General features: G+C 69.4%; 23 protein-coding genes. 18 read left to right on the top strand and 5 right to left on the bottom strand.

Going from position 1 to position 24,893, the window contains the following annotated elements; all coding sequences use genetic code 11:
* Position 1: 1 nt before the first annotated feature.
* Both AB0I19_RS05725 and AB0I19_RS05730 read right to left on the bottom strand, forming a co-directional pair.
* On the bottom strand, positions 2-1,273 hold the full coding sequence (locus AB0I19_RS05725; protein ID WP_357144924.1) for a hypothetical protein: 1,272 nt from the start codon (positions 1,271-1,273) through the stop codon (positions 2-4).
* A 166-nt stretch (positions 1,274-1,439) separates the two neighbouring features.
* Positions 1,440-2,939 carry an NAD(P)/FAD-dependent oxidoreductase gene (locus tag AB0I19_RS05730; RefSeq protein WP_357144927.1) on the bottom strand — a complete coding sequence of 500 codons (1,500 nt, stop codon included), beginning with the start codon at positions 2,937-2,939 and terminating at the stop codon, positions 1,440-1,442.
* A gap of 170 nt (positions 2,940-3,109) precedes the next feature.
* On the opposite strand from AB0I19_RS05730, the gene AB0I19_RS05735 reads away from it, so the two are divergent.
* On the top strand, positions 3,110-4,261 hold the full coding sequence (locus tag AB0I19_RS05735) for an LLM class flavin-dependent oxidoreductase (protein ID WP_357144930.1): 1,152 nt from the start codon (positions 3,110-3,112) through the stop codon (positions 4,259-4,261).
* A 68-nt stretch (positions 4,262-4,329) separates the two neighbouring features.
* Here the strand turns inward: AB0I19_RS05735 and rox are convergent, their stop codons facing one another.
* Entirely contained in the window at positions 4,330-5,751 is a 1,422-nt protein-coding gene (gene rox / locus AB0I19_RS05740; RefSeq protein WP_357144933.1) for a rifampin monooxygenase, read from the bottom strand.
* 509 nt (positions 5,752-6,260) lie between these two features.
* Here rox and AB0I19_RS05745 point away from each other — a divergent pair.
* The 5 genes from AB0I19_RS05745 to AB0I19_RS05765 all read left to right on the top strand — a co-directional run bounded on the left by AB0I19_RS05745 (position 6,261) and on the right by AB0I19_RS05765 (position 10,137).
* Positions 6,261-6,869: an HAD hydrolase-like protein gene (locus AB0I19_RS05745; protein WP_357144936.1), complete on the top strand. Its 609-nt coding sequence runs from the start codon at positions 6,261-6,263 to the stop codon at positions 6,867-6,869.
* Between the two features lie 65 nt (positions 6,870-6,934).
* Positions 6,935-7,516, top strand: a complete 582-nt coding sequence (locus tag AB0I19_RS05750; protein ID WP_357144939.1) for a class I SAM-dependent methyltransferase — start codon at positions 6,935-6,937, stop codon at positions 7,514-7,516.
* 183 nt (positions 7,517-7,699) lie between these two features.
* Complete coding sequence (locus AB0I19_RS05755) at positions 7,700-8,140, top strand: DUF4247 domain-containing protein (protein WP_167353228.1); 441 nt, start codon at positions 7,700-7,702, stop codon at positions 8,138-8,140.
* Positions 8,141-8,182: 42 nt separating this feature from the next.
* Positions 8,183-8,608, top strand: a complete 426-nt coding sequence (locus AB0I19_RS05760; RefSeq protein ID WP_067492240.1) for a DUF350 domain-containing protein — start codon at positions 8,183-8,185, stop codon at positions 8,606-8,608.
* Positions 8,608-10,137 (top strand): polyamine aminopropyltransferase, encoded by a 1,530-nt coding sequence (locus tag AB0I19_RS05765; protein WP_357144942.1) that lies wholly within the window; start codon positions 8,608-8,610, stop codon positions 10,135-10,137. Before AB0I19_RS05760 ends, AB0I19_RS05765 begins: the two co-directional genes overlap by 1 nt.
* Positions 10,138-10,589: 452 nt before the next feature.
* Here AB0I19_RS05765 and AB0I19_RS05770 read toward each other — a convergent pair whose 3' ends face one another.
* The gene (locus tag AB0I19_RS05770) at positions 10,590-11,657 is read right to left on the bottom strand and encodes an NAD-dependent epimerase/dehydratase family protein (protein ID WP_357144945.1); all 1,068 of its coding nucleotides are present in this window, start codon (positions 11,655-11,657) and stop codon (positions 10,590-10,592) included.
* A 121-nt stretch (positions 11,658-11,778) separates the two neighbouring features.
* On the opposite strand from AB0I19_RS05770, the gene AB0I19_RS05775 reads away from it, so the two are divergent.
* The 11 genes from AB0I19_RS05775 (at position 11,779) to AB0I19_RS05825 (ending at position 21,580) form a co-directional block, all read left to right on the top strand.
* On the top strand, positions 11,779-12,393 hold the full coding sequence (locus AB0I19_RS05775) for a TetR/AcrR family transcriptional regulator (protein WP_357144948.1): 615 nt from the start codon (positions 11,779-11,781) through the stop codon (positions 12,391-12,393).
* Positions 12,394-12,479: 86 nt separating this feature from the next.
* The gene (locus tag AB0I19_RS05780) at positions 12,480-12,797 is read left to right on the top strand and encodes a nuclear transport factor 2 family protein (RefSeq protein ID WP_067492236.1); all 318 of its coding nucleotides are present in this window, start codon (positions 12,480-12,482) and stop codon (positions 12,795-12,797) included.
* Positions 12,794-13,942, top strand: coding sequence for an alkaline phosphatase family protein (locus AB0I19_RS05785; protein ID WP_357144952.1), 1,149 nt, complete (start codon positions 12,794-12,796; stop codon positions 13,940-13,942). The genes AB0I19_RS05780 and AB0I19_RS05785 overlap by 4 nt, the downstream gene beginning before the upstream one ends.
* Before the next feature lie 60 nt (positions 13,943-14,002).
* On the top strand, positions 14,003-14,320 hold the full coding sequence (locus AB0I19_RS05790; protein ID WP_067492235.1) for a hypothetical protein: 318 nt from the start codon (positions 14,003-14,005) through the stop codon (positions 14,318-14,320).
* 125 nt (positions 14,321-14,445) lie between these two features.
* Positions 14,446-15,693, top strand: coding sequence for a transcriptional regulator (locus tag AB0I19_RS05795; RefSeq protein WP_357144955.1), 1,248 nt, complete (start codon positions 14,446-14,448; stop codon positions 15,691-15,693).
* 88 nt (positions 15,694-15,781) lie between these two features.
* The gene (locus AB0I19_RS05800; protein ID WP_357144958.1) at positions 15,782-17,269 is read left to right on the top strand and encodes an aldehyde dehydrogenase family protein; all 1,488 of its coding nucleotides are present in this window, start codon (positions 15,782-15,784) and stop codon (positions 17,267-17,269) included.
* Complete coding sequence (locus tag AB0I19_RS05805; RefSeq protein ID WP_067635477.1) at positions 17,269-17,676, top strand: DUF779 domain-containing protein; 408 nt, start codon at positions 17,269-17,271, stop codon at positions 17,674-17,676. The genes AB0I19_RS05800 and AB0I19_RS05805 overlap by 1 nt, the downstream gene beginning before the upstream one ends.
* A 183-nt stretch (positions 17,677-17,859) precedes the next feature.
* Positions 17,860-20,205 carry a nitrate- and nitrite sensing domain-containing protein gene (locus AB0I19_RS05810; protein WP_357144961.1) on the top strand — a complete coding sequence of 782 codons (2,346 nt, stop codon included), beginning with the start codon at positions 17,860-17,862 and terminating at the stop codon, positions 20,203-20,205.
* A 1-nt stretch (position 20,206) separates the two neighbouring features.
* A complete protein-coding gene (locus tag AB0I19_RS05815; protein ID WP_067492231.1) occupies positions 20,207-20,614 on the top strand; it encodes a roadblock/LC7 domain-containing protein in 408 nt (135 codons plus the stop codon).
* Positions 20,615-20,625: 11 nt separating this feature from the next.
* The gene (locus tag AB0I19_RS05820; protein ID WP_067492230.1) at positions 20,626-21,000 is read left to right on the top strand and encodes a DUF742 domain-containing protein; all 375 of its coding nucleotides are present in this window, start codon (positions 20,626-20,628) and stop codon (positions 20,998-21,000) included.
* Positions 20,981-21,580 (top strand): ATP/GTP-binding protein, encoded by a 600-nt coding sequence (locus AB0I19_RS05825; RefSeq protein ID WP_067492229.1) that lies wholly within the window; start codon positions 20,981-20,983, stop codon positions 21,578-21,580. Before AB0I19_RS05820 ends, AB0I19_RS05825 begins: the two co-directional genes overlap by 20 nt.
* A gap of 45 nt (positions 21,581-21,625) precedes the next feature.
* Here AB0I19_RS05825 and AB0I19_RS05830 read toward each other — a convergent pair whose 3' ends face one another.
* Positions 21,626-22,480: an SDR family NAD(P)-dependent oxidoreductase gene (locus tag AB0I19_RS05830; protein WP_357144964.1), complete on the bottom strand. Its 855-nt coding sequence runs from the start codon at positions 22,478-22,480 to the stop codon at positions 21,626-21,628.
* 211 nt (positions 22,481-22,691) lie between these two features.
* Between AB0I19_RS05830 and AB0I19_RS05835 the strand changes: the two genes are divergently transcribed.
* A complete protein-coding gene (locus AB0I19_RS05835) occupies positions 22,692-24,878 on the top strand; it encodes a molybdopterin oxidoreductase family protein (protein WP_357144967.1) in 2,187 nt (728 codons plus the stop codon).
* Positions 24,879-24,893 lie beyond the last annotated feature (15 nt).

Consider the following 24,893-nt stretch of genomic DNA (forward strand, 5'->3'; position numbering starts at 1 on the left):
CTCACAGGAACTCCTTCAACCGTGGCCACAGGCCCGTGACCACCGCACCGGCCGCGGCGAGCAACAGGAGCAGGGTGCCGAAGGGGCTCAGTGTCAATGCCGTTCGCGCGTCGTCGACGCCGTCACGCAGATCGGTGCGTGCCTGGGCCAGGGCGTCGCGCAGTTCGTTGTCGAGGCGGGTGAAGCTCGTGGCCGAGCTCTCGGGGCCGGTGCCGATGGCCTGGGTGACCGCGCCGGTGAAGTCGGCCTTCTCGTAGGCGGTGCGCTGGGCGTTGTGCCCGGCGTTCCAATTCGTCAGCGCGCGTGCGGCATCGGAGTCGGCGGCACCGGCGGCGGCCAGACGCTGTTCCAGGTCGGCGGTGTGGGAGCGGAAGGCGGCCTCGGGTGCGGTGATGTCGCCTCGGGTGATGAGGGCGAGGGTCTCGTCGGTGCGGGCCTGCTGGGCGAGGATGCGCGCGTCCGCCAGGTTCTCCACCCGCGCGCCCGCACCGGAGTCGCCGGTGTCGAGCAGCTGGGCGGCGGCCAGCGTCGAGCCGACGGTCCACAGCAGCGCGAGAGCGGCTGCCGCGGCGGCCAGGGCGACACCGGGGTTGACCAGGCGGTTGGTGCGGCGCAGCAGGATCACCGAGGCCACCGCGCAGGCGAGCAACACCAGCAACAGCAACAGGATCGACGTCAGCGGCAGGGCGCCGATGCGCTGCTGATCGTCACGGACGGCGGCGAAGCGGGCCTCGTTGAGCTGCTCGGCGTGCGGCAGCAGGGAGTTCTGCATGAGGTCGGAGGCCTGGCGCAGATAGGCCGAGCCGACCGGGAAACCCTGGCGGTTGTTGGCGCGCGCGGTTTCCACCAGCCCGGTGTAGGTGGGCAGATCGGCGGCGATGCGGGCCACGATCGCCCTGGTCTTGGTGTCGGTGGCGCCTGCCGTAGCCTCGGCGAGGGCGGCGGCGGCCTCGGCGAGCGCCTGCTCGTAGGTGTCGCGCACCTGCGGTGATTCGATGCCGCCGGACAGGAACGCGGTGGCGGCGCCCGCGTCGGCGGCCGAGAGCGACACGTAGAGACTCTGCGCGGCGAAGGCCAATGGTTCGGTGCGATCGAGCACCTGCTCGGAGCGGACGATCTTGGCGTCGAGCTGTTGTCCCGCAGTCGATCCCGCGATCAGACAGGCCAGGGTGGTGAGGACGAGGACAACCCCGATCACCCCCGGTGTCGTCGCGGCGAACCGCCGCAACCACGTCCCCGCGTCACGGATGGTCGCCGGTAGGCGAGATCCCACACCGTCCTCCTCACTTCTCCCCGGGCGGTGTCTTCGATCGCGATCCTACGGGAGCCGCGGATAATTCGCCCGCGCGCGGGAAAGGCGCTCGCACAACCCGATTCACCAGGGAAAAGCGACGGGCCCGCCGCACCTTGCGGTGCGACGGGCCCGAGTGGTCGGCCGGTCAGGCGCTGGCGACCTGCTCGTCGGGTCGGGCGGCCGAGCGGGTCTTGCTGAACCGCAGCACGCCGTCCTCGATGGGCGCCTTGTGCATGAGCGTGCGGTCGCGGTAGTAGTTGTTCACCAGCTTCCAGGCACCGCGCTTGCCCTGGCGCGGCATCTCACCGTTGCCGCGCTGGATGTAGCCCGAGGTGAGGGCGCCACCCATCAGCGACTCGTCGGCGTAGTCCTCCGGATCGGCGTGCACCTCGAAGGTGCTGTAGCCCCGGTCGCGCATGATGTTGAGCACCCGGCACAGGTAGGCGGCGGCCAGGTCGGCCTTCAGCGTCCAGGAGGCGTTGGTGTACCCGATGATCATCAGGAAGTTCGGGATGTCGGAGTACAGCACGCTCTTGTAGGCGACCGTCTCGTTCATCTTCACCGGGTTGCCGTCGATGCTCATGGTCGCACCGCCGAGGATCTGGACGTTGAGACCGGTGGCGGTGACGATGATGTCGGCCTCGAGCTCCTGGCCCGACTCGGTCAGGATGCCCTTCTCGGTGAACTTCGCGATGCGGTCGGTGACGATGTCGGCCTTGCCGCTCTTGAGCACCTTGAACAGGTCCCCGTTGGGGACCACGCACAGGCGCTGATCCCACGGGTTGTAGTTGGGAGTGAAGTGGCGCAGATCGACCTTGTTGCCGAGCTGCAGGCGCACCTGGGCCAGCATCAGCTTCTTGGCCAGCTCGGGGTTGGTCCGCGAGAGCTGGAAGCTGGCGCGCTGCAGGGCGATATTGCGGGCGCGGCCGATCTTGTAGGCGATCGAATCGGGCACCCGGGTCTTCTTGAACCCGATGGCGACCGGGTCGTCCGACGGCAGCGCCTGGATCCAGGTGGGCGAGCGCTGCAGCATGGTGACGTGGGCGGCCTTGTCGGCCATCGACGGGATCAGCGTGATGGCGGTGGCGCCGGAACCGATGACCACGACCTTCTTGCCGGTGTAGTCGAGGTCCTCGGGCCAGTGCTGCGGGTGCACGATCTGTCCCTGGAAGTCGGCCTCGCCGGGGAACTCGGGCTGGTAGCCCTTGTCGTAGTTGTAGTAGCCGCTGGCGCCGACGACGAAGTTCGCGGTCCAGGTCTCGGTCTCACCGGTGGCCTCGATCAGGGCGGTGACGGTCCACTGCGCGGCGTCGCGGTCGAAGGCCAGGTGCACGACCTTGCGGCCGAAGGTGATGTGGTCGGTGACGCCGTATTCCTTGGCGGTGTCCTCGACGTACTGACGGATGCTCGCGCCGTCGGCCAGCACCTTGGTGCCGATCCAGGGGCGGAAACCGAAGCCGAAGGTGAGCATGTCGGAGTCGGAGCGGATGCCGGGGTACTTGAACAGGTCCCAGGTGCCACCGATGTTCTCGCGGCGCTCGAGGATCGCGTAGCTGCGTCCGGTCTGCTCGCGAATGAGGTGACAGGCCGTGCCGATTCCGGACAGGCCAGCGCCGATGATCAGTACGTCGACATGCCGCGTCATTGAGGAAACTCGTTTCGTAGGGTCGTCGCCGCCCGGGCACCGTCGCCCGAGCCTGCCACGAGGTTACGTGTTTCGCATGGTTACGTCTAGTTCCGTGCGGCAGGTGGGAATTGTGCGCACGGTGAGCACAATGCGTGACCTCATCGGATGCGCCGGTCAGCATCGTTGCCATGAGTAAGCAAGCACTGTCGTTCCACTGGTTCCTGCCCACCTACGGCGATTCGCGGGGGTTGGTCGCGGGCGGGCACGGCAGTTTCATGTCCGGTGACCGGCCGGCCACCCTGCGCTATCTCAATCAGCTCACCGCCGCCGCCGAGGACAACGGATTCACCGGCGTGCTGACCCCCACCGGGGCTTGGTGCGAGGACGCCTGGCTCACCACCGCGATGCTGGTGCAGACCAGCGAGACACTGAAGTTCCTGGTCGCCCTGCGGCCCGGCCTCGTCAGCCCTACGCTCGCCGCGCAGATGGCCGCGACCTTCCAGCGCCACTCCGGCGGCCGCTTGCTGCTCAACGTGGTCACCGGCGGTGAACCGAAGGAGCAGCAGGCCTACGGCGACTTCCTCGACAAGGAGCAGCGGTACGCGCGGACCGGGGAATTCCTGCACATCGTGCGTGAACTGTGGCGGTCGACCGAGCCGGTCAGGTTCACCGGCGAGCATCTGCGGGTGAACGAGGCGCTGCTCAGCGCGCGACCCGATCCGATCCCGCCGGTGTTCTTCGGTGGCTCGTCCGGTCCGGCGGGCCCGGTCGCGGCGCGCTATGCCGACACCTATCTGACCTGGGGCGAACCACTCGACGCGGTGGCGAAGAAGCTGGACTGGATTCGTGGTCTCGCCGCGCTCGAGGGCCGGTCGGTCGACTTCGGGTTGCGCGTGCACGTGATCACCCGCGATACCGCCGCCGAGGCGTGGGCCGAGGCCGACCGGCTGCTCTCGGGCATCGCGCCCGGCGAGATCGAACGGGTGCAGGCGAGCCTGGCCCGCAGCGAGTCCGAGGGACAGCGGCGCATGGCCCGGCTGCACAACGGGCGTACCGACAACCTCGAGATCGCCCCGAACCTGTGGGCCGGTGTGGGTCTGGTGCGCGGCGGGGCGGGCACGGCACTGGTCGGCTCCCACGCGGAGGTGGCCGAACGGCTGCTCGAGTACGCCGCGCTCGGCATCGACCACTTCATCCTCTCCGGTTACCCGCATCTGGAGGAGGCGTACTGGTTCGGTGAGGGTGTGCTGCCGATCCTGGAACGGCAGGGGGTGTGGCGGCATCCGTCCCGGCCCGCCGCCCCACGGGTCGTCACCCCGTTCACCGCAGCGGCCCAGTGAGTCGGCCGAGCGCCGGGATCACCGATTCCGCCTGACCTCCGGCGAAACGGCCTGCCCGGCACCGGGTATCAGGCGCGCGGCTCGCCGAACCATCGAGTGAGGGCTCGGTCGAGGTCGTGGCGGCCGTCGTCGACCCAGGCGACGTGACCGTCGGGACGGAGCAGGACGGCGGGTAGATCGACCATGCCGTCCACGAGGTGATCGACCCGGTCGGCCCAGCCGGTCACCGACAACGCACCGGCCGGGTCGAGGAGCAGGGCACGACCGGCGTGCAGGCGGTCGTAGAGACCGCCGTGCGCGAGTTCGATATCGGGCAGACGCTTGCCGAGCAGGTCGTGGCCGTCACCCAGGTCGTAGCGGATGGCGGTGGCGATGATCTTCTCGATCAGGTGCCGGGTGACGCCCTCGAAGTCCATCAGTTCGGACAGCACGCGGCGCACCGCCTGGGCGCCGGGATCGAGCGAGACCAGAGTCATCTGCGCGCGGGTGTTGTCCAGGACGTCGGCGGCCACCGGGCGGCGTTCGGCGGCGTAGCTGTCGAGCAGCCCTGGTGGCGCCCAGCCGTTGACCTCGGCGGCGAGTTTCCAGCCGAGATTCACCGCGTCCTGGATACCCAGGTTCAAGCCCTGGCCGCCCAGCGGCGGGTGGATGTGGGCGGCATCGCCCGCGAGCAGGACGCGACCGCGGCGGTACTCCTCGGCCAAGCGGGTGGCGTCGCCGAAGCGCGAGAGCCAGCGGGGTGCGTGCGCGCCGAGGTCGGTGCCTGCCGTGGCGATCAGCCGACTGCGGAATTCGTCGAACGTCGGCGGGACTGTGCGGTCCTCGGCTACTCCGTCGGCGGGCACGACCACGCGATAGAACCCGTCGCCGATCGGCCCGGCACCGAAGCGCAGCTGCGTCCGGCGCACCTCGGTGTTCACGGCCGACACCGTGTCGGACGTCGCGGTCAACCGCATCTCGCCGAGCAGGGTGTCAGCCCGGCTGGGTTCGCCGGGAAAGCCGATGCCGAGCAGCGAGCGCACCGTGCTGCGGCCACCGTCGCAACCGACGAGGTAGCGCGCGGCGAGCGTGGAGCCGTCGGCCAGTTCGGCGGTCACCGCGTGCTCGTCCTGGGTGAGGCCGACCAGCTCGGTGCCGCGCCGGATCTCGGCGCCCAGCGCCACGGCGTGCTCGGTGAGCAGGCGGTCGGTGACGGGCTGCGGGAGGCCGAGTACGAACGGGTAGGTGGTGTCCAGGCCGGTCGGCTGAGGTTTGGCGATGCCGGCGAAGTAGCCGCCGAGCGGATGGCGCGAGCCGAGCGCGAGGAACCGGTCGACCAGACCACGCTGGGCGAGGACCTCCAGGCTGCGGGCGTGCAGACCGAGGGCGCGCACGACCGGGGTCGGCGCCGGATCCCGGTCGAGGACGACCACCCCGGCACCCTGCAACCGCAGCTCACCGGCCAGCATCATTCCCGTCGGACCCGCACCGACGACAACCAGGTCGATCATCAACCCACCTCTGTTTCCGCTGGTCACACGCTCAGGCAGGCGATTGTGCAGGACGACCGGGGGCTTGTGGCAAGACCGGGGGTGCGCTATATGTTGAGAGTGGCAGGGAGTGGTTCGACCTCCTTGCCATTGTTTTTGTCCGAGCACCTTCCCCTCGCGCGATGTGCGCTGAACCGAGATCGATCGGGCATCCCGATCACGCGGTGGTAGGCACGATCACGGCCGGAATGTTGCACTCGATGCATGGCTGCACGCGATGCGAGTAACCGAGGATTCCGCAAGCGCAGCGAGGGCGAATTCGCCCCGACCTGCACGATCACGACGCCCGCCGTACTCGGGGTTATCCGGCTGTCACTGCTCGCCCGCACGCCGTGCACCGCGCATTGCCTCTCCCCCAAGCGATTTCGGCACCGAGTGCAGCGGCGGTTCCACGTGAATCAGGGCTCTACCGGCGGTTTCGCGCCGATGCCTGATCGGTCGTCCAGCGCGGCGGCGATACGCTCGGCGACGTGACCATCACCGTCGGCTTCGACCTGGACATGACGCTCATCGACTCGCGGCCGGGCGTGGCCGTGGCGATCGACACGCTCGCGCAGGAGTTCGACCTGCCGATGATCGGCGCGCATTTCGCCGAGCACCTCGGCCCGCCACTGGCAACCCTGCTCGGCGAGGCGGGCGCACCGGACGACCTCGTCCCACATCTGGTCACCCGGTACCGCGAGCTGTATCCGGAGGTCATCGCGAGCATCCCGGCCCTGCCCGGCGCGGGCGACGCGCTCGAAGTCGTTCGGGCGGGCGGCGGGCGCGCCCTCGTCGTCACCGGCAAATACGAACCGCACGCCCGTCTGCATGTGGAACATCTGGGGTGGGACGTGGACCGGGTGGCAGGTGATCTGTGGTCCACCGGGAAAGCGGCGGTGCTCCGCGAGGAATCGGCGTCGATCTTCGTCGGCGATCACGCCGGTGACATGCGCGGAGCGAAGGCGGCCGGTGCGTTCGCGGTCGGTGTGACCACCGGCCCCTACGATGCCGACGGACTGCGCGCGGCCGGTGCGGATGTCGTGCTCGACGGCCTCACCGGTTTCGCCGACTGGCTGGCCGGCCACACCGCCGCCTGATCCGCGAAAACGCCTGTGCGGTGATCCTTTCGGAACCCTGCGGGTCCTGCGGGCGTTGACCGATCATGTCGACGGACCCCTACTGGAACCACAACACGCACTACCACCCCTGGCTGCTCGAACAGGTGCCCGCGCACGCCCGCACCGCCCTCGATATCGGGTGCGGCGACGGCCTGCTCGCCCGCAAACTCGCCACCCGCTGTGATGCGGTGCTCGGCATCGACATCGACCCCGAGGTCATCGCGAACGCACCGTCGACACCCCACGTGCACCTGGACAAGGCCGACTTCCGCGACCTCGACGACACCTTCGACATGGTGACCGCCGTCGCCACCCTGCACCACGTTCCCGTCCGCGAAGGCATGGCAGCGCTGCACGACCTCGTCGCCCCCGGCGGCACGCTCGCGGTGGTCGGGCTCTGGAAGATGCACCCGCTCACCGACATCGGCTACCTCCCGCTGCTACCGGTCGTCTGGGCCACCGATCGTCGCCACCGCCGCGAAGCTGGCGGACCGAACGCGACGATCCGGGATCCGGAGGAAACGCTCGGCGAAATCCGGCGGGCCGCCGAGGAATTCCTGCCCGGTGCGCAGATCCGCCGCCGCCTGCTGTGGCGATACACGCTGCTGTGGCAACGACCCCGCTGACCCCGTCGATCCCATCCCCGCACACGGCCCGGTAGCCCGCTGTGATCTGAATCGCAGTTGCTCAACTCCCCACGGTCGGCGGCGCGAACCCGGTGATACAGTCCGGCCAGTTTTTCGACGGGGAGGGATTCTCATCAGCACAACGCCGACAGTTCTGTGGCGCACCGGTTTCGGGGTGCCGCGGTGACCCGGACAAGATGGATCGTGGTCGGCATCCTGGCCTCGGTGGTCGCGGTGATCGTCGCGGTGGTCACGGTCGTCGCCGTGACCGGGCCGCAGGATCCGCGCGAGTTCGTCGCCGAGAAGTACCAGCGTGCCCGCCAGCTCGACCAGGCCAACGACGGCCTCGCCTTCACCACGGCCGCCGCGCCCGCCGCGGTCGCGGCCGCCATCGCCAAGGCCACCGAGCCGCGCGACCGGCGCAATACCGGCGACAACCACTATCTGCGGTTCGACAAGGACCTCGTCGCGGTGTCGCCGCACGCGGGCGGCTCGCTCGTGCTGGTCGACAGCTGGGCCAACGGCACCCGCCGCCACCACTCGCACACCAGCACCTACGGCTGGACCAGCGGTTCCGCGGCGGGTGACTACCGCGGTGGCGGCAGCGACAGCGGCGGCAAGTAGTTCATTCGGGGCACCTCGCCTCACAAGCACAGGAGGACACTCATGCTCGCCGAACTGGGGGCGGACGCGGGCGCCGCGCTCGCCTATTCCGCGGTGGGAATCGTGTTGATGGCCGTCGGATTCGGGCTCGTCGACCTGCTCACCCCGGGTGATCTGCGCGCTCAGATCTGGATCGAACGCAACCGCAATGCCGCGACCCTGCTCGCCTCGAACCTGTTCGGCACCGGCATCATCGTCGCCACCGCCATCTGGACCTCCGACGGGGAGATCGTGAAGGCGCTGCTGGCGAGCGCGGTGTACGGCGTGATCGGGCTGGCCGCGATGGCGTTGGCGTTCGTGCTGCTCGACGCACTCACCCCCGGTGATTTCCGGACCGTTGTCGCCGATCCCGAACCGCACCCGGCGGTCTGGGTGACGGCATCGGCCCATGTCGCCGTCGCGCTGGTGGTGGCCGCGGGCCTCACCTGATGCCCACCCACCGCCTGGCGCGGGCGGCGCTGCTGGCGACGGTATTCATCTGCGCCGCCTGCGGTCTGGTGTACGAGCTGTCGCTGGTGACCCTCGGCAGCTATCTGATCGGTGACACCGCCGCGCAGGCCTCGATCACCCTGAGCGTGATGGTGTGCGCGATGGGTGTCGGTGCGCTCCTCGCCAAACCATTGCGCCCGCATGCCGCCGCCGCGTTCGTCGCGGTGGAGCTGGCGCTCGCGGTGATCGGCGGGTTGTCGGTGGCGGCGCTCTACGCCAGCTACGCCTGGCTCAACGTGTACACCGCCGCGCTCGTCGTGGCGGCGGCGGTGATCGGGATGCTCGTCGGCGCCGAGATCCCGCTGCTGATGGAGCTGTTGCAGCAGGTGCGCAAGCAGGAGGCCAGCAGCGCGGTGGCCGACCTGTTCGCCGCCGACTATGTCGGCGCGCTGCTGGGTGGCCTGGCGTTCCCGTTCCTGCTGCTGCCGGTGTTCGGGCAGATCCGCGGCAGCCTCGTGGTGGGTGTGGTGAACGCGATCGCCGGTCTGGCGTTGGCGTTCTTCTTCTTTCGCGACCGGATGACCCGCGCCGCCCGGCACACCCTGATCGCCACGACCGCCGTCGTCGCCTGCGGCCTGTCGAGCGCCTACCTGTACGCCGACCGTTTCGAGGCCACCGCGCAGCAGGCGCTGTTCGCGCATCCGATCGTGTGGCAGACCCGCACGCCGTATCAGCAGATCGTGCTCACCGAGTCGTTCTCGCCGTTCGCCACCACCGACACCCGGCTGTTCCTCAACGGCGGCCTGCAGTTCTCCTCCGTCGACGAGTACCGCTACCACGAGGCGCTGGTGCATCCGGTGCTCGCCGGGTCACGCCGCTCGGTGCTCGTGCTCGGCGGTGGCGACGGGCTCGCGCTGCGTGAGATCCTGCGCTACCCCGACGTGGAGCGGGTGACGCTGGTCGAACTCGATCCGGCGATGGTCGAGCTGGCCCGCACCGACGACCGGCTCACCGAACTGAACCGGCACGCCTTCGACGATCCGCGCGTGCGGGTGGTCAACGCCGACGCCTTCAACTGGTTGCGCGGTGCGCCAGGGCTTTTCGACGCGGTGATCGTCGACCTGCCCGACCCCGACCAGACCTCGGTCGCCAAGCTGTACTCGCAGGAGTTCTACGCGATGACCGCGAACGTCCTGGCGCCCGGCGCCCGCCTGGTGGTGCAGTCCGGTTCCCCGTTCTTCGCACCACGCTCCTTCTGGACCATCGACGCCACCCTGCGCTCTGCCGGACTGCACACCACCCCGTTCCACGTGGATGTCCCCAGTTTCGGCGACTGGGGCTTCGTCCTCGCGGCGATGAACGAGCGCCCGACCCCCACCCTGGGCTCCCCCACTCCCCTACGCTCCCTGGACGAGACAACCCTCACCGCCGCCACCGTCTTCCCTCCGGACCGCCGCCCGAAAGACCCCGAGGTTTCCACTCTCATGCACCCGGTGATCCTCGACCTCCAACGCCAGGAATGGCGTTGAACCCGGCCCCGCCGCACGCCGGGTTTCCAGCATTCCTGATCCTGACAACTCGGTGATCCGGGACGGCACTGAACCCGGTTCAACCGCAGGCCAATTGGGTTCCCGTGATGGCCAAGGCAAAGACCGCCGCCGAAGTCGACAGTGCCCGACCCTGTCGCCGCATACGCCCGCCGAGACGGTTGAGCCAGGCACCCGCGCCCGTCGCCACGGCGCGCACCGCCGCACCGATACTCAGTGCGGCCGACGCCTGCCCGCGTCGCGCCCGGCGGCACACCGCGACCACGCCGAGCGCTACAGGCCGCAGCCGCCCCCCGAATACAGACGCGGTGTCCACGCGCCGCGACGCAGATCCCGCGCCTTCTTCGCCACCCGCGCGGCGACGCCGAGTCCGTCGGAGCGCTCCGACGACGGTCAGGATCAGAGCGGTGATGAGCATCGTCTTCCCTTCCCGCTCAACGTGTTCCGGCCGGAACGGCTTGTGCTGATCGACGCTTGCCGGGCGCGGTGACGACGCCGAAGGCGATCAGGCTGTCGGCGGTGTCGCGGACCGTCTGCTCCACCGGGCGCATGGTCCAGCCGAGTTCGCGGCGAGCCTTCTCCGAACTCACCCGTTCGGCGCGGCCGAGGACCGGCACGGTGAGGCGGACGGTCTTGTCGAAGAGGGCGACGAGGCGGACCAGGGCGTTGGGCAGTACCCGTGTCGGTACGCGGAAGCCCTGGGGGCCGAAGTCGCGGGCGAGCAGACCGGCCAGCTCCGCCATCCACAGCGGCTCACCCCCGCAGATGTACCGGTTGCCCGCTGCCGCAGGGACTTCCATGGCAAGGCGGTGGGCGACGGCGAGGTCGCGCACGTCGACCGGGGACCAGCCGGTGCGCACCGAGCCGGGCACGTCGCGTGCCAGCAGGCGCTGGATCGGTGCGTGCGAGGTGCTGGTTCGTGGTTCGAGCAGTGGCCCGAGGATCATGCCCGGGTTCAGCACCACCAGTTCGAGATCGCTGGTGTCGCCGAGGGATTCGACGTAGTCCCAGGCGGCGCGTTCGGCGAGGGTCTTGCTCTTCTGGTAGGCGGGAATCCGGTCGACGACCGACCAGTCGTTCTCGGTGCGCACGTCGTCGTTGCCGTGGCCGTAGGCGACCGCCGCCACCGAGGAAGTGAGCACGACCCGCCGCACCCCGGCCGCGGCCGCCGCGCGCAGCACCCGAAGTGTGCCCTGCACGGCGGGTTCGATGAGGTCGCGCTCGTTCTCCGGCGGACTGTCGGGGAACGGGGAGGCGACGTGCAGCACGGTGTCGCAGCCGGCCACCGCCTCGGCCCACCCGGCATCGTCGTCGAGCGTCGCGGCGGCGAATTCCAGGTCGGCGCCGGTGCGGCGGGCCAGCTCGGTGAGGTGGGCGCGCTTGGCGGTGGCGCCGAGATCGCGCACGGTGCCGCGCACGGCGTATCCGTGCTCGAGCAGTTCGGCGATGCAGTGTCCGGCGACGAAGCCGGTGGCGCCGGTGACGAGAACCCTTGCGGTCATGGTGTTCTTCCGTTCCCTCGGAGGAGCCCACCCATCTGAGCGGTGCTCAGATAATCTAAGCACTGCATAGATCTGCTGTCCAGTGCCTATTTTCCCGGGCGCGTCGCCTAGGCTCGGAGGGGTGAAGCGCACCAGTTACCACCACGGCGACCTGCGAGCCACCCTGATGGCGGCCTGCCTGCGCCTGATCGAGAGCGAGGGGCTCGCGGCGGTGAGCCTGCGCCGGGTCGCGCGCGAGGCCGGGGTGAGCAGCGGCGCGCCGTACCACCACTTCGCCGACCGCGCCGCGCTGCTGTCGGCGCTGTCGGTCGACGGTTTCCAGCGCCTTGCCGAGGAATTGATCGCCACGCGGGCGCAGGCGAGCAGCCCGCTGGCCGCGCTCACCGAACTCGCCGCCACCTATGTCCGGTTCTCCCGCGAGAACCCGGCCCTGTTCCGGCTGATGTTCCGGCCCGAATTGTCCCAACCGGACAAGCATCCCGACGCCGCGCACGCCGGTGACACCGCCTTCGGCGTGCTCGCCGACACCGTCTCCGAATGTGTCGCCGCCGGGCAGCTTCCCGCGAACCAGGCCGACACGCTGGCCGTGGCGTGGTGGAGTCTCGGCCACGGACTGGCCTCGCTGTGGCTCGACGGCCACCTCGAAAAGCGCAGTGAACAGCTGGGAACCAACGCGCCCGACCTCGTCGACGAGATCATGCGCGCCTTCACCGCGCTCGTCGCCACACGCACCTGAAAATTTTGCGGTGCGGGGTGTGCGAGCGGCCCTAGAGTGGGTAAGGCTGTTCTACCCAGTGCGCCCGAACACGAGCAGGAGGCCCGATGGCTGAGACTGTGAAACTCGATCCCGCGGTCGAGGCGTTCGTCGACGCGCTCAACGCCCAGGACACCGACCGCTTCTACGGCGTGCTCGCCGAAGACGCCACCATGTCCGACGACGGCGTGGAACGCAATCTCGCGCAGTGGACCGAGGCCGAGATCTTCAGCGCCAACGGGCATCTGGAGATCGACACGGTGGAAGCCGACGGACTCGAGTTCACCGCCGACTACACCAACAGCCGGTGGGGTTCCATGCGCACCACCTGGCGATTCGATGTGCGCAACGGCCTCATCAGCCGCTTCGAGACCGGACAGGCGTGAACGAACTTCTCCTCCCGCGTTACGGCCACGCGTCACTGGCCGACCTGCTCCCCTCGATCCTGGCCTGTCTCGGCGTGCCCGGCGAGCACGACCGCCTCGGTCTCGAGCTGGATGTCGACCACGTGTGCGTGCTGCTCGTCGACGGGCTTGGTGCCACCGCTCTGGACGCCGAAAGCGCTGCGGCGCCGTTCCTTTCGGGGTTGCCCGCGGCCACCCTCGATGCCGGGTTCCCGAGTACGACGGCGACCAGCCTCACCACCCTCGGCACCGGCCTGCCGCCGGGCGAACACGGCACCGTCGGTTACACCTTCCAGCTGCCCGGGCAGGACCGCCTGTTCAACGGTCTGCGCTGGCAGCTCACCGGCGACGGGCCGAAGGTCGACGCTCTCGCCGAGTTCCCACCGGAGCGAATCCAGCCGCACCGCACCACCTTCGAACGCGCGACCGCCGCGGGCATCGCGGCCGTGCAGGTGGCTCCGAGCTACCAGGACGGCTCGGGTCTCACCCGAGCCGGCTGGCGCGGTGGCGGATTCCGGACGGCCTTCTCGGTGGGCGATCTGGTCGACGGTGTGCTCTCCGCGCTCGGCTCGTCACCGAAAACCCTTGTCTACACCTATCATTCGGATCTCGACACCACCGGGCACGCGCGCGGTCCGCAGACCAGGGCGTGGCGGTTCGAACTGGCCAATGTCGACCGGATCGCGGCCGAGCTGGCAGGCAACCTGCCACCGCGCTCGGCGTTGATCGTCACCGCCGATCACGGCATGGTGCCGCTGGTGCACCGCATCGACTTCGACACCCACCCGCACCTGTCCGAGGGTGTGCGCGCGCTCGGCGGCGAACCGCGCGCCCGCCACGTCTACACCGAAGCGGGCGCCACCGAGTCGGTCGCCGACACCTGGACGGGCACGCTCGGTGACGAGTTCGTGGTGCGCACCAAGGCCCAGGTCATCGAGGCCGGATGGTTCGGCCCGCGCGTGGATCCGGAGGTGGCGGCGCGGATCGGTGATCTCGTGGTGGTCGCCACCGGGACGAGCGGGGTGATCCGCAGCGGCGCCGAACCCCTGCAATCGCAGATGCCAGGCCATCACGGGTCGTTGACCGCCGACGAACTGCTCGTGCCGTTGCGAATCCACCGCAGCTGACCGCTTACTCTGAAGCGGATCCCGGCGAGTCGTCCCGGGCGCGACCTTTCAGGAGGAACCATGCACGCCACCCGCAGCGGCGCCGTCGCGGTCGGACTCGCGGTGCTGGCGGCACTGGTGACCGGCTGCTCCGATGTCGAGCGCCTGCTCAACCAGGGCGGCGACACCCCCTGCCGCGATTACATCAACCAGGAGCCGGACACCAAGCGGATCACCATCACCAAGGCGATCAAAGAGCAGACGGGCAACGACAACGAACCGGCAGGCACCGTGGTCGACGCGATGATCGTGCAGGTCGATCTGCTGTGCGCGGGCCAGCGCAATATCGACACCCCCATCAAGAACGCCGATATCGCGGGCCTGTTCCTGAACAAATAGCCGACCGCGCGTCAAGCCGACGCGACAGGGCACACCCCGGTGACCCGGTAGTCCGCAGGCAATCCCGGCCCACGCCGGTGGCACACCTGATAGACAGGAACAGCCACCGACGAGCAGGAGTGAACGTGGGCGCATCCGACGATCCGATTCCCGGATCGCCCAGGCCCGACGGGCTCGCGGACTACCGCGGCGCGATCGAGAAGCAATGGAACCGCCTCGCCGCCCCGTCGCGCCCGCTCCAACTGCCTCGCGACACCGGCCCCGTGCGCCGAGAAGTGGCCAGGTCCTGGCAGCGTTCCCTGCACACCGTCGATCCCGCCCAGACCGTCGCCCCCGGGCTCGACGACATCAGCGGCCGCTGGCGGGAGTCACCGCTGCGCAGGCCGGTCACCGAACTCGCGGGCCAATTGCGTGGTATCGCCGAGGATTCCGGCTACCTCGCCGTCGTCAGTGACGAATCGGGCACCATCCTGTGGACCGCGGGCGACCGCACCCTGCGCCGCCAGGGTGAGCAGGTGAACTTCGCGCCCGGCGGGGTGTGGGACGAAAGCCATATGGGCACCAACGGCCTCTCGCTCGCCCTGCACGACGACCGCGCCTGCACCGTGTTCTCCGCCGAACACCTGGTGGCCGCCCTGCACGGGTGGGTCTGCTATTCGGCGCCCATCCACGGACCCGACGGCCGCACCGTCGGTGTCCTCGACCTGTCCTCCACCTGGGAACGCTCGCACCCGATGGTGATGACCTCGGTGCGCGCCCTCGTCACGGCCGTCGAGACGATGCTGCGCGCCGAGGCACCGACTCCCGTTCCCGGTGTCCGTCTCGAATGTCTCGGCGCGGCAAGGCTTCTACGTGACGGCCGACCCGTCCCGCTGCCGCCGCGCCAGCTCGAGATCCTCGCACTGCTCGCCCTCGAACCCGACGGGTACACCCCCGAACAGCTGCACGCCGCCGTCTACGGCGACCGCGCGGTATCGCTGAACACGCTCAAAGCCGATGTCTCCCATCTGCGCCGGGCGACCAGAGGCGAGATCACCAACCGCCGGTACATGCTCACCGGTGCGGTGTCGTGCGACGCGGTCGAACTGCTCGCGGCCATCGAGGGCGGCGACCTCACCTCGGCGCTGTGGCTGTATCGCGGACCGCTGCTACCCGGCTCGGACCTGCCCGGCGTGCACCAGTGGCGCGACCATCTGGATGTCGGCCTGCGCGACGCGGTGCTGGCCAGCGATCGCCCCGAGCACGCGGTGGCCTTCGGGCAGCGCTGCCCCGGCGATGTCGCCGTGCACGAACACGCCCTGCGGCTGCTGCCGCGCGACGACGTCCGCCGGGCTGTCGTCACCGCACGTCTGTACACCGCGCGCCAGGGCTGACCAGCGCGAACGGTACGACCAACCTCGTACCAACCTTCGCCGACCATAGTGTGTTCCACCACGCACGAGGTCGCGAGGAGCGAGACGCATGATCTACGGCAAGCCCGGATCGGATACCGGCATAGTCAGCTATGCCGCCCGATACGACAACTTCATCGGAGGCGAATGGGTCGCCCCCGTCGAAGGCCGCTATTTCGACAACACCTCCCCGGTCGACGGCGAGGCGTTCTGCGCCGTTGCCCGTTCCGGCGCCGCCGACATCGACCTGGCGCTCACCGCCGCCCGCCGCGCCGCTCCCGGCTGGGCCGCCACCTCCCCGGCCGACCGCGCGGGCATCCTGCTGGCCATCGCCGACCGCATCGAGAACAGCATCGAACCGCTCGCGGTGGCCGAGACCTGGGACAACGGCAAACCCGTCCGCGAGACCCTGCACACCGATCTGCCCCTCGCCGTCGACCACTTCCGGTATTTCGCCGGCGTGCTGCGCGGACAGGAGGGGACGATCTCCACGGTCGACAGCGAGACCGTCGCCTACCACCTGTCCGGTCCGCTCGGCGTCGTCGGGCACATCCTCCCGTGGAACTACCCGATCCTCACCGCCGCATGGGAACTCGCGCCCGCCCTCGCGGCAGGCAACTGCGTGGTACTCAAACCGGCCGAGCAGACACCGGCCTCGCTGCTGCTCGTCGTGGAGCTGATCGCCGACCTGCTGCCCGACGGTGTGCTCAACGTGGTCAACGGATTCGGGGCGGAGGCGGGCGTTCCGCTGGCACGCAGCCCGCACCTGGACAAGCTCACCTTCACCGGTGATACCGCGACCGCGCGGCTGATCCTGCGGCACGCCGCCGAGAACATCGTCCCGGTGTCACTGCGGCTGGGTGGCAAGTGCGCCAACGTGTTCACCGCCGATGTCCTCGCCGCCGACGACACGTTCCTCGACAGCGCCGTCGAGGGATTCGTGATGTTCGTCCTGAACCAGGGTGAGGTCGGCACGTGCCCGTCACGTGCGCTGATCCACTCGTCGATCTACGACGAGTTCCTCGCCCGCTGCATCGCCCGCACCGAGGCCGTCGTGTCCGGTCATCCCCTCGACACCGAGACGATGATCGGCGCGCAGGCCGGCAACGACCAGTACGAAAGGATCCTGTCCTACTTCGATATCGGCAGAGCCGAAGGCGCCCGCGTGCTGACTGGAGGGGAAGCACGCAAGGTCGACGGCCTGCCGGGTGGGTACTACATCGAACCCACCGTCTTCGAAGGCGACAACTCGATGCGGATCTTCCAGGAGGAGATCTTCGGCCCGGTGCTCGGGGTAACCCGCTTCGACACGCTCGACGAAGCGGTGCGGGTCACCGACGACACCTCCCACCGCCTCGGTGCGGGCGTGTGGACCCGAGATCTGGGCACCGCGCACCGGTTCGCGGGCGCGGTCGGCACCCGCCGGGTGTGGGCCAACTGCTACCACCCCTACCCCGCGCACGCCGCGGGTGAGAACACCGCCATGATGCTGGGGCGCTACCAGCGGTCCAAGAACCTGCTGGTGCGCCATTCGACGACGACACCAGGGATGTTCTGATGCAGAACACGATCCACCGCGTGGATATCACCGAACGCGCCCAGGACCTGCTGCGCCGCGTCATCGAGGACAACGGCCCGGTGCTGTTCCGGCAGGCGGGCGACTGCTGCGGGGACGACTCCGCGCCGATGTGCTTACCCACCAGGCAGTTCCCGATCGAGAAGAGCGACATCCTGCTCGGCAGGCTGAGCTGGCACACCGAATTCTGGATCAGCCCTGAGCAATTCGAGTGCTGGAAAGACACCCACCTCACCATCGATGTGACCCGTGGACCCGCCTCCGAGCAGTCCCTGGAAGCCTCGCACGGCCTGCGATTCGTCCTGCGCGCGCGGCAGTTGACCGCGGCGGAGAACGCGGCGCTCGCGGCCGCACCGCCACCGCGCACCGGCGCCGACCGCACGCTGTAGGCGCGGGAGAAGACCTGACCTGGCCGACCCGTACGGGTACGCCAGGGCACGGCGAGCCCCCGCCGACTGGGCCATCGCGGCTCAGCCGGCGGGGCGAGCTCGAGGTCGCCCCGGATGCCAAATCGCGTCTCGCTCAGCGAGACCCGTGCGGCAACACTGCAACAATTCCGTTACGTTATGGCGATGTTCTTAGCGAGACTCGGTGTTCGCACCCGGATTCTGGCGATCGCTCTCATCCCCAGTCTGACCCTGGTGGTGGTCGGCGTCGGCACGGCGGGCTACCTGGTCGAGGAGAGCAACAAGGCCAAGACCTGGGCGACGGAGATGCAGGCGGCCGTCCCCTATACCCGCGCGCTGATCGAAGCGGTGCAGTCGGAACGTCAGCTCACCCTGGCCTACCTGGCCGGTGACGACACCGCCGCCGACGCCCTCGGCCCGGCCAGGACACGCCTCGACGCGGCCGTGCAGGGCCTGATCGATATCTCCACCGATATCCGCGCGGTCGACGATTCCGAAATCGGTGACGACAAGGGCGGATTCAACACTCTCAAGACGCATCTGACCGGTGTGCGCCAGGGCGCCGACGCGCGGATGCTGCCCGCCAACGACGCCTACACCTTCTACAGCCGGCTGCTCGACGTGCTCACCCAGGGCACCAAGGTGGCCGAGCGCGCCGCCCCCGATGCGGAGGTGGCCTCCGGTGTGGCCGAGGGTGTGCGTCTGCTGCACGCGGCCGAGGCGATGTCGCGCAGCAACGCGATCTCCCTGTCGCTGGTCACCGCCGACGGCCCGACGGGCATCCCGATCGAGGAGCTCATCAACCAGATCGGTTACTACCACACCGAATTGGCAGGCATCGTCACCGAGCTCGACGAGGACGAGCGCGCCCCGATCGCCGCGATGATGTCCTCGCCGCACTTCGCCCAGCTCGCCGCGATGGAGTCGGCGATCGTAAGCCGTTTCGCCGCGCCGCAGCAGCCGACCGGCTCGTCGAGCCGGACGCAGGCCGTCGCCGCCCTGCCCATGTCGATCCCCGAATGGCACACCGCCGCAGGCGAAGTCAACCGGGCCATGATCGAGGCCTACGGTGCCCACAACAGCCACATCCAGAAGCTGGCCGAGAAGACCGCGCAGCGCGCCGAGGTGAACGCGGCGATGGCAGGCGGCGGCGTCGTCGTGGTCAGCCTGCTGGCGTTCCTGGTCGCGGTGATCCTGGCCAACCGGATCATCCGCCGCCTGCGCAGGCTGCGCACCGAAACCCTCGCCCTGGCCGACGAACAGCTGCCCGCCACCATGCGCACCCTGCGCGAGGGCGGACAGGTCGATCCCGCCGACATCGCCCCGAAGCTCGACTTCGGTCGCGACGAGATCGGTCAGGTCGCCGACGCCTTCGAGCACGCCGCCGCGGCAGCGTTGCGCGCGGCCGTCGACGAGGCACGCACCCGTGAGGGTGTGCGCGCGGTGTTCCTCAATATCGCCCACCGCAGCCAGATCGTGGTGCATCGTCAGCTCGAGATCCTCGACGAAGCCGAACGCAGCCAAGAGGATCCGGCGCTGCTCGAGACCCTGTTCCGGCTCGACCACCTGGCCACCCGCGAACGCCGCAACGCCGAGAACCTCATCATCCTCGGCGGTGGCCGCCCGGGTCGCCAGTGGCGCAACCCGATTCCGCTGATGGACATCGTGCGCAGTGCCATCGGTGAAACCCTCGACTACGCGCGGGTGCGGGTCACCAAGCTGCCCGAGGTCGATGTCGTCGGCACCGTGGTCGCCGACCTCGTGCACCTGCTCGCCGAACTCGTCGACAACGCCACCGCCTTCTCCCCGCCGCAGTCGCGGGTCGAGGCGGGCGGCAACATCGTCGGCAAGGGTGTGGTCGTCGAGATCACCGACCAGGGCATGGGCATGAGTCCCGAGGATCTGGTCCGCTACAACGACATGCTCGCCGATCCGCCGGACTTCGGCGTGGGCACGCTGTCCTCGGATTCGCGCCTCGGCTTGTTCGTGGTCGCGAGACTGTCCACCGCGCACGGTGTTTCGGTGCGGCTCAGCGAATCCGACTACGGCGGCATCCGCGCCATCGTGCTCATCCCGCAGAACCTGCTCGCCGGGACCGCGGCGATGCCGAGCTCGCCCGCGACCACCGGTCCGCTGCGCCGTGGGCTGCCCCGCCCGCACGAGCAGGCGCCCGCCGCCGCGCTCGAGCAGGCACCGGTGGCCACCCTCGTCGCCGAACCGCCCGCACCGCGCCCCGCCGACCCGATCGTGGACACCCGCGTCGTCGAGGTCGAAGCCCCGCCGCAGCCCGAGACCGGCCCCGACGGCAGGCCCCTGCTGCCCCGCCGTCAGCGGCAGACGAATCTGCGACCCGAACTCGCCGAGGAACCGACCACCGCCGAAACGACCGCACCCGCGCCGCGTCCCCGCTCCGCCGAGCAGGCCCGCGACCTGATGTCCGCGATCGAGATCGGCACTCGACAGGGCCGCAAGCCCCTGTCGAACTCTCACCAGGACGAACAGGAAGGCTGAGGTGAACTCTCCCCAACCAGGTGATCTCAACTGGCTGCTCGACGATCTCGTCGACCGGCTGGCAGGGGTCCGCTACGCGGTCGTGCTGTCCACCGACGGGCTGCTGCTCGGGCGCTCCACCCAGATGAAGCGGGAGGACGCCGAGCATTTCGCGGCGATGTCGTCCACGCTCTACGGGCTGGCGCGCAGCGCGGGCAACCGGTTCGACGGCGGCGGCGTACGCCAGGCCGTGATCGAACTCGATCGGGCCGTCCTGTTCGTGACCTCCGCCGGTGACAACGCCTGCCTGGCGTTGCAGGCCACCGAGTCGGCCAATCTCGGGATGGTCGCCTACGAGATGAACCTCACCGTGCAGCGGGTCGGCAGCTTCCTGTCGGCGGAACCGCGGCATGGGCTGGCCGAAATATAGGACGCGGCACCATGACTCGACTCGGCGATCCGTGGTTCGACGACGCGGCCGGACCCCTGGTCCGGCCGTACGCGGTGACCCGCGGCCGCACCATGGGTGCGGCGCACGACCTGGACATGCTGACAGTGGTTGTCGCGGTGCATCCCGCGCCGACCCTGCGCAGGCCCGAACCCGAGTACGGCACGATCGCACAGCTGTGCAAACGTCCGCAGTCGGTGGCCGAGGTGTCGGCCGTGCTGAAACTTCCTCTTGCGGTGACCAAGATCCTCGTCGGTGATCTCATCGGCGACGGCCACCTCATTTTCCGGGCTCCGGTAGCGGCCGAGGCAGGCGCCGGCGACCTCAACGTATTGCGAGCGGTTCTGGATGGCATCCGAAAACTTTGACCCGACCATGAGCAGGCACCTCGCCGCCTCGGTCAAGATCCTCATCGCCGGCGGCTTCGGCGTCGGCAAGACCACGATGGTCTCCTCGATCAGCGAGATCGCCCCGCTGCGCACCGAGGAGCTCATCACCGAGGTGAGCACCGGTGTCGACGATCTGTCGGGGGTGGAGCAGAAGTCGACGACCACGGTCGCGCTCGACTTCGGCCGCATCACCATCGACCGCGACCTGGTGCTGTACCTGTTCGGCACGCCCGGCCAGGACCGCTTCTGGTTCCTGTGGGACGAGCTGTGCCGCGGTGCCCTCGGCGCGATCGTGCTCGCCGATACCCGCAGGCTGAGCAATTCCTTCGCCGCCGTGGACTTCTTCGAACGTCGTGGGCTGCCGTTCCTGATCGCGGTGAACTGCTTCGACGGTGCTCCCCGCTACACCGTGGACGAGGTCCGCGACGCGCTGGATCTGGACCCGAACACCCCGGTGATCCTGTGTGATGCCCGCGACCGTCCGTCGGCCAAGGCGGTGCTCACCCACCTGGTGGAGTACCTCATCGACCGCGCCACCCGCACGCCGGTCACCACCTAGCTCGCAGGCGAGGCCCACCAGCACCGCTGGTGGGCGTCGCCGGTTTCAGTGACCGCCCGGTGCGGCGACCGCTCGTTCGGCGGCCCGGCTGGTCGTCTCCCACGCCGCCCAGGTGTCGAGCTTGGCGCGGGTGAGGTCGAAGGCCAAGTCGTACACCATGTTTCCGAGCAGCAGGCGCCGCGGCGGGTTGTCCGAGCCGACCAGTTCCAGCAGCGCCTCGGCGGCCAGCGCCGGTTCGCTGTCGATGGAACCCTCCGCCCACTGGGCCTGCAGCTGGGCGCGCAGCGCGGCGTAGGCCTCGATCGGTTCGGTGTTGTGCATCGCGGTGTAGAGCTCGGTCCAGTAGCCACCGGGCTGCAGAATGCTTACCCGCACACCGAAATCGGCCGCCTCGAGCGCGAGCGCCTCACTCATGCCCTCGAGCGCGAACTTGCTCGCGGCGTACATCCCCGACAGCGGGAATCCGGCCAGACCCCCGATGCTCGAGACCTGGACGATGTGGCCCGAGCGCTGCGCACGCAGATGCGGGAGCACGGCCTGGCTCACCCACAGGGCGCCGAAGAAGTTCACCTCGAACTGGGCGCGGGCCTCGTCCTCGGTGAATTCCTCGATCATGCCCATCGACAGGGTGCCCGCGTTGTTCACCACGATGTCGAGGCGGCCGAAGTGCGCGACGGCTTCCTCGACGGCACCGATCACGGCGGCCCGGTCGGTGACGTCGAGGGTCAGGGGCAGTACCCGGCCCGGGTGGGCGGCAGCGAGTTCGTCGAGTGCGGTGCGGGTGCGGGCGGCGGCGACCACCCGGTCCCCCACGGCGAGCGCGGCCTCGGCGAAGGCGCGGCCGAGACCACGACTGGCGCCGGTGATGAACCAGGTGCGGGGAGATACGGCGGTGGTCATGTCACTCTCCTATCCAGACGAGACGTTCCGTCTCGTCTCACGAGTTACACCATGCCAACAGTCGGCCCCGCTGTCAAGACGCAACGTCTCGTCTCCCTATGCCTTGCTGAGCGCCACGCGCTCTCCGAGATATCCGCCCGTAGTCGGATCTGCGGACCGCCCGAACCGGTTAGCGTGGGACCAGGCGGTTCTGCGGAAGGCGGGAAAAGCTGTGGACAGCAAGACGATCGCGCGGCAATGCACACTGTGCGAGGCACACTGCGGAATTCTGGTGACGGTGCGGGAGGACCGCGTCACCCGGATCGAAGGCAATCCCGACGACGTACTCTCCCGGGGCTACATCTGTCCGAAGGCCACCGCCATGGGCGGCCTGCATCACGACCCCGACCGACTGCGCACCCCGATGCGGCGCACCGCCACCGGATTCGTCCCGGTGAGCTGGGACGAGGCGTTCCGCGAGATCGGCAGCAGACTGCGGGCCGTGCGCGCCACGCACGGCCCGAGCGCGATCGCCATGTACATGGGTAACCCGGCAGCGCACAGCTCGTCGGTGCTCTACGGCGGGTTGCTGCGGGCAGCCCTGTTCACCCGGAACTTCTTCACCGCGTCCTCGATCGACCAGTTCCCGCAGGAATTCACCGCCTGGCGGATGTTCGGCTCGAATGTGCTGATGCCGGTGGCCGATATCGATCGCACGCACCGGCTGGTGGTCCTCGGGGCCAATCCGGCGGTGTCGAACGGCTCGATCACCACCATGCCCGGCGCCAAACAACGCATCAAGGACGTCCGCAAACGGGGTGGCACAGTGGTCGTGATCGACCCGCGCCGTACCGAAACCGCCCGTCTGGCCGACGAACACATCGCCGTGCGGCCCGGCGGCGACGTCTATCTGCTGCTCGGCATGCTGCACGTGCTGCTCGCCGAGGGGTTGTGCGACGAACGCCGGGTGCGCGGGCAGTGCGTGGGTCTGGACGAACTCAGCGCCTTGGTCGCCGACACCACGCCGGAGCGGATGGCCGGTCCGGCCGGAGTCGACGCCGACACCATCCGCACACTCGCCCGCGACCACGCGGCCGCGCCCTCGGCGGTGCTGTACGCGCGCATCGGTGTGTGTCAGCAGGTCACCGGCACCCTGACCCACTGGCTGGTGAACACGATCAATGCCGTCACCGGCAACCTCGACCGGCCCGGCGGCCAGATGTTCGCCACGCCCGTCGTCGACGGCGCGCGGTACGCCAAGTACCTGCGAGTGGGCCATGGCGCGTGGACCGACCGCACCGGCGCCTACCGGTCCTTCCGCAGCGAATTGCCCGTCGCCGCCCTCGCGCACGACATCCTCGAGCCGGGCCACGACCGGATCCGGGCGATGATCACCTACGCGGGCAACCCGGTGCTCTCGACACCGCAGGCGGGCAAGCTGGACGAAGCCCTCGCCGCCCTCGACTTCTTCGTCGCCGTCGACATGTACATCACCGAGACCACCCGGCACGCCGACTTCATCCTGCCGCCCGTCTCCGCGCTGGAACGCGAGGAGCTGAACCTGCTGTTCCCCATCTTCAGCGTGCGCAACAACGCCCGCTACGACGCGAAGGTGTTCGACCCACCCGCCGACGGCAAGGACGACTGGCAGATCCTGGCCCGCCTCGTCACCGAGGTGACCCCACTGCCCGCCCGCCGGTTCACCGGCCGGGTCCTCAACGCGGTCTTCGAACAGCTCAGCCCCCTGCGCCTGACCGCGGCCGCGGTGGCGGCAGGCCCGTACGGGGTCTTGCGGCGCGGCCGGAAAGGTTTGACGCTCGGCAAGATTCGCGACACACCGAGCGGCATCGACCTCGGCCCGTTGCGCCCGCGCCTACCCGAACTGATCGGCACCCCCGACCGGGCGGTCCAGCTGGCGCCCGCCGATTTCCTCGCGGCGGTCCGCACGGTCCTCGACGAAACAGACTCCCCCACACCCGATTACGACCTCCAGCTGATCGGCCGACGGCACCTGCGCAGCAACAACTCCTGGCTGCACAACATCGAGTCGATGGTCAAGGGCCGCGACCGCTGCACGGTGCTGATGCACCCCGACGACGCCGCCGCCCGCGGCCTCGCCGACGGCGACCAGGCCACCGTCGAGTCCCCGGTCGGCGCGATCGAGGTTCCGGTGGAGATCAGCACCGACATCCGCGCCGGTGTGGTGGCCGTGCCACACGGATACGGCCACCGCGAACCCGGCGTCGGCTGGCAGGTGGCCGCCGCGCTGCCGGGCGCCAATGTCAACCTGCTGCACGACCCGGCCCGCACCGACCCGCTCTCGGGCACGTCGGCGGTGAACAACACCTGGGTGCGTGTCGGCGGGGTCGAGAAGGCAGGCAGCGCAACCGGATCCGAGGTGGCCGTGGCGCCGCGGTGAAGTCACCGCGGCGAG

Origin of the sequence: Nocardia sp. NPDC050413 (assembly GCF_040655475.1) — a bacterium.
GTDB classification, from domain to species: Bacteria; Actinomycetota; Actinomycetes; order Mycobacteriales; family Mycobacteriaceae; genus Nocardia; species Nocardia coubleae.

Excerpts from the sequence above, each read along its gene's own strand:
- AB0I19_RS05830 (WP_357144964.1), bottom strand. The coding sequence starts at position 22,480 with ATGACCACCGCCGTATCTCCCCGCACCTGGTTCATCACCGGCGCCAGT.
- AB0I19_RS05825 (WP_067492229.1), top strand. The coding sequence starts at position 20,981 with ATGGCATCCGAAAACTTTGACCCGACCATGAGCAGGCACCTCGCCGCC.
- AB0I19_RS05810 (WP_357144961.1), top strand. The coding sequence starts at position 17,860 with ATGTTCTTAGCGAGACTCGGTGTTCGCACCCGGATTCTGGCGATCGCT.
- AB0I19_RS05760 (WP_067492240.1), top strand. The coding sequence starts at position 8,183 with ATGCTCGCCGAACTGGGGGCGGACGCGGGCGCCGCGCTCGCCTATTCC.
- AB0I19_RS05780 (WP_067492236.1), top strand. The coding sequence starts at position 12,480 with ATGGCTGAGACTGTGAAACTCGATCCCGCGGTCGAGGCGTTCGTCGAC.
- AB0I19_RS05750 (WP_357144939.1), top strand. The coding sequence starts at position 6,935 with ATGTCGACGGACCCCTACTGGAACCACAACACGCACTACCACCCCTGG.
- AB0I19_RS05805 (WP_067635477.1), top strand. The coding sequence starts at position 17,269 with ATGCAGAACACGATCCACCGCGTGGATATCACCGAACGCGCCCAGGAC.
- AB0I19_RS05790 (WP_067492235.1), top strand. The coding sequence starts at position 14,003 with ATGCACGCCACCCGCAGCGGCGCCGTCGCGGTCGGACTCGCGGTGCTG.
- AB0I19_RS05765 (WP_357144942.1), top strand. The coding sequence starts at position 8,608 with ATGCCCACCCACCGCCTGGCGCGGGCGGCGCTGCTGGCGACGGTATTC.
- AB0I19_RS05730 (WP_357144927.1), bottom strand. The coding sequence starts at position 2,939 with ATGACGCGGCATGTCGACGTACTGATCATCGGCGCTGGCCTGTCCGGA.
- AB0I19_RS05735 (WP_357144930.1), top strand. The coding sequence starts at position 3,110 with ATGAGTAAGCAAGCACTGTCGTTCCACTGGTTCCTGCCCACCTACGGC.
- AB0I19_RS05800 (WP_357144958.1), top strand. The coding sequence starts at position 15,782 with ATGATCTACGGCAAGCCCGGATCGGATACCGGCATAGTCAGCTATGCC.
- AB0I19_RS05770 (WP_357144945.1), bottom strand. The coding sequence starts at position 11,657 with ATGACCGCAAGGGTTCTCGTCACCGGCGCCACCGGCTTCGTCGCCGGA.
- AB0I19_RS05820 (WP_067492230.1), top strand. The coding sequence starts at position 20,626 with ATGACTCGACTCGGCGATCCGTGGTTCGACGACGCGGCCGGACCCCTG.
- rox (WP_357144933.1), bottom strand. The coding sequence starts at position 5,751 with ATGATCGACCTGGTTGTCGTCGGTGCGGGTCCGACGGGAATGATGCTG.